The following is a 2,334-nucleotide window of genomic DNA, read 5'->3' on the forward strand; positions in this document are numbered from 1 at the left end:
GCTCCCCCGCGGGGAGCGGCCCGGCCTTCCTCGTTGCTACTTCCAGCCCTTGATGTGCGCGAAGCCCCCACCGCCGCCGATCAGGTCGGTCGAGGTGGCGGCACCCTCGGCGAAGCCGCCGGCGACGACGTCGGTGGTGTGGCCGACGCCGAAGCCCCCACCGGCCACGAACGGGTGGTCACCGGAGGCGACGATGCCGCCGCCGCCCACCAGGCCGACGTGGGCGAACGCCGGGGTGGCGGCACCGGCGAGCGCGAGCGCGGCGGTGGCGGTCAGGGCGGCCTTGGCCAGCGTGCTCTTCATGGATCTGCCCTCTCTGTGGGGGCGCCCCGCGGCGCCCGTCCTCTGACTGGTGCTGTGACTCTTGTCTGCCAAGCCCGGAGGGCCCGGGGAGCTTCTCCTCCCCGGGCCCTCCGTCCGTGCCGTGCCCCTTGATCAGCCGATCAGGTGCGAGACACCCGCGTCGCCCGAGGACTGGGTGTTCTGGCCGACGTTGCAGATCTGCTTCGGGGTGCTGTTCAGGACGGGCACCTCGACCGGAACCGCGACGCCGACGACGGCGACGGCGATGTTGTGGACCTCCGGCAGGCAGATGTTCGCGTTGTCCAGGGTGTGGAAGTTCGGGCTGCCGTTGCCGTGGGTGCCGGTCTGGTTGGTGCCGCCGTTGCCCTGGACGGAGGTGGCGGCGCCGTCCGAGTCGACGATGGCGGAAGCCGAGCCGGCGGACATCGCGATGGCGGCGGCGGCCAGGCCGGCGGCGGCGAGGGACTTCTTGATCATTTCCGGTTTTCCTCTCAAGGGTGAATCGGGGAGCGATTCGAGGGTGGTTCAGGGGGTGGTGCGGAGGTGGGCTGGGGGAACGTCAGCCGACCAGGTGGGACACGCCCGCGTCGCCGTGGCTCTGGGTGCCCTGGCCCTGGGTGCAGTACTGCTTGCCACCGCTGTTGGCGATCGGGACCTCGACCGGGACGGCCACACCGAGAACGCCGACGGCGATGTTGTGGATCTCGGGGAGGCAGACGTTCGCGTTGTCCAGGAAGTGGAAGTTCGGGCTGTTGTTCCCGACCGTCCCGGTGAAGTTGGTGCCGCCGTTGCCCTCGATGGAGGCGGCCGAGCCGTCCGCGTCACCGATGGCCGAAGCGGGAGCGGCGGCGCCGGCGAGCGCGGCGACGGCCAGGCCGGCGGCGGCGAAGGACTTCTGGATCATGGGGAGATCCCTCTCTGAAATGCTTTCGGTTTCCGTGCGTAGCAACGCGTCGGACGCTCAGACCCGGTCTGCAGTCACTGACGTCCAGATCAAAGAATGACGGCACGGAAGGTTACGGGGATTTTTGAAAAGAGTCCGGGAGGCGCGTCCGAGGGTGGTTTCCGGTCGGATTATTACGCCGAATCGGTTAACGCCCGCAATCCGAACTCCTGGTCACTCGTTGCGCAGATTGCTTTCCGGCTGCGGCCCCGCAGCCCTCCCCGAAGGAACGGTGAAAAGCATGAAGTTCTCCAAGCGGGCCGGCGCGATGCTGTTGGCGGTCGGTGCGGGCGTGCTCGCCTCCCAGGGAGCGGCCTCCGCCGCCCCGGTCAGCCCCGACCAGGTCGGAGCCCTGGAGGACAAGCTGGCCACCCAGCAGGTCCCGGCGGACGTACCGCTCACCCCGCTCGGCAGCCACGTCACGGCCGGCATCCCCACCTCCCTGCTCATGCCGCCGGTGGCCGGCCGGACCACCGACAACGGGCTGCTCCCGGACCACCTGGTGCCCCAGCTGGCCACCGGCAAGGTCGGCCCGAGCGCCAAGGCCCAGCTGCCGCTGCCGCTGGTCGACCAGGGTGCCGACCTCGGTGAGGTGCTGCTGGAGGCCCCGGCCGCGCCGCTCCAGGCCAAGACCCCCGGCCTGGACGTGGGCAAGCCGCTCTCCCTGGTGCACGACGGCACCGGCCAGCTGGCCGACGGCCGGCTCCGGGTGGACGAGGTGGACCCGCACCTGGTGCCCGGCGCCGTGCAGACCGTCCCCGGGGCCACCGCGAGCCTGGGCGGCGACGAGAGCCGGCTCTCCGTCACCGACGAGGCGAACGACCTGGCCAACACCACCACCGCCACCGCCACCGGCGTCCTGGGGCAGACCGACGCGACCGGCACGGCGACCTCGACCGTCACCGGCCTCGTCCAGCAGAGCGGCCTGGCCGACCTCACCCAGCTCTGAGCCCAGCTCCGAGCCTGGCTCCGAGCCCGGCACTGCGCCCGGCACTGAGCCCGGCTCCGGGCTGCCGCCCGACGCGCCGGAGCCCCCCCCCCCATGCCCCCCGGACGGGGGCCCGCCCGCCGCGCGGGCGCGGGCCGCC

General features: G+C 72.0%; 4 protein-coding genes. 1 reads left to right on the forward strand and 3 read right to left on the reverse strand.

What is annotated here, in order from left to right; translation table 11 throughout:
• Positions 1-36 precede the first annotated feature (36 nt).
• The 3 genes from ACFXPX_RS43760 to ACFXPX_RS43770 form a co-directional block, all read right to left on the reverse strand.
• The gene (locus tag ACFXPX_RS43760) at positions 37-303 is read right to left on the reverse strand and encodes a hypothetical protein (protein WP_380522889.1); all 267 of its coding nucleotides are present in this window, start codon (positions 301-303) and stop codon (positions 37-39) included.
• Between the two features lie 132 nt (positions 304-435).
• On the reverse strand, positions 436-780 hold the full coding sequence (locus tag ACFXPX_RS43765) for a rodlet layer protein (protein WP_188309838.1): 345 nt from the start codon (positions 778-780) through the stop codon (positions 436-438).
• Positions 781-862: 82 nt separating this feature from the next.
• Positions 863-1,207, reverse strand: coding sequence for a rodlet layer protein (locus ACFXPX_RS43770; RefSeq protein ID WP_375881773.1), 345 nt, complete (start codon positions 1,205-1,207; stop codon positions 863-865).
• Between the two features lie 280 nt (positions 1,208-1,487).
• Here ACFXPX_RS43770 and ACFXPX_RS43775 point away from each other — a divergent pair, with 280 nt between their 5' ends.
• Positions 1,488-2,195 carry a hypothetical protein gene (locus ACFXPX_RS43775; RefSeq protein WP_375881776.1) on the forward strand — a complete coding sequence of 236 codons (708 nt, stop codon included), beginning with the start codon at positions 1,488-1,490 and terminating at the stop codon, positions 2,193-2,195.
• Positions 2,196-2,334 lie beyond the last annotated feature (139 nt).

The sequence above is a fragment of the Kitasatospora sp. NPDC059146 genome (assembly GCF_042786665.1).
Classification (GTDB): domain Bacteria; phylum Actinomycetota; class Actinomycetes; order Streptomycetales; family Streptomycetaceae; genus Kitasatospora.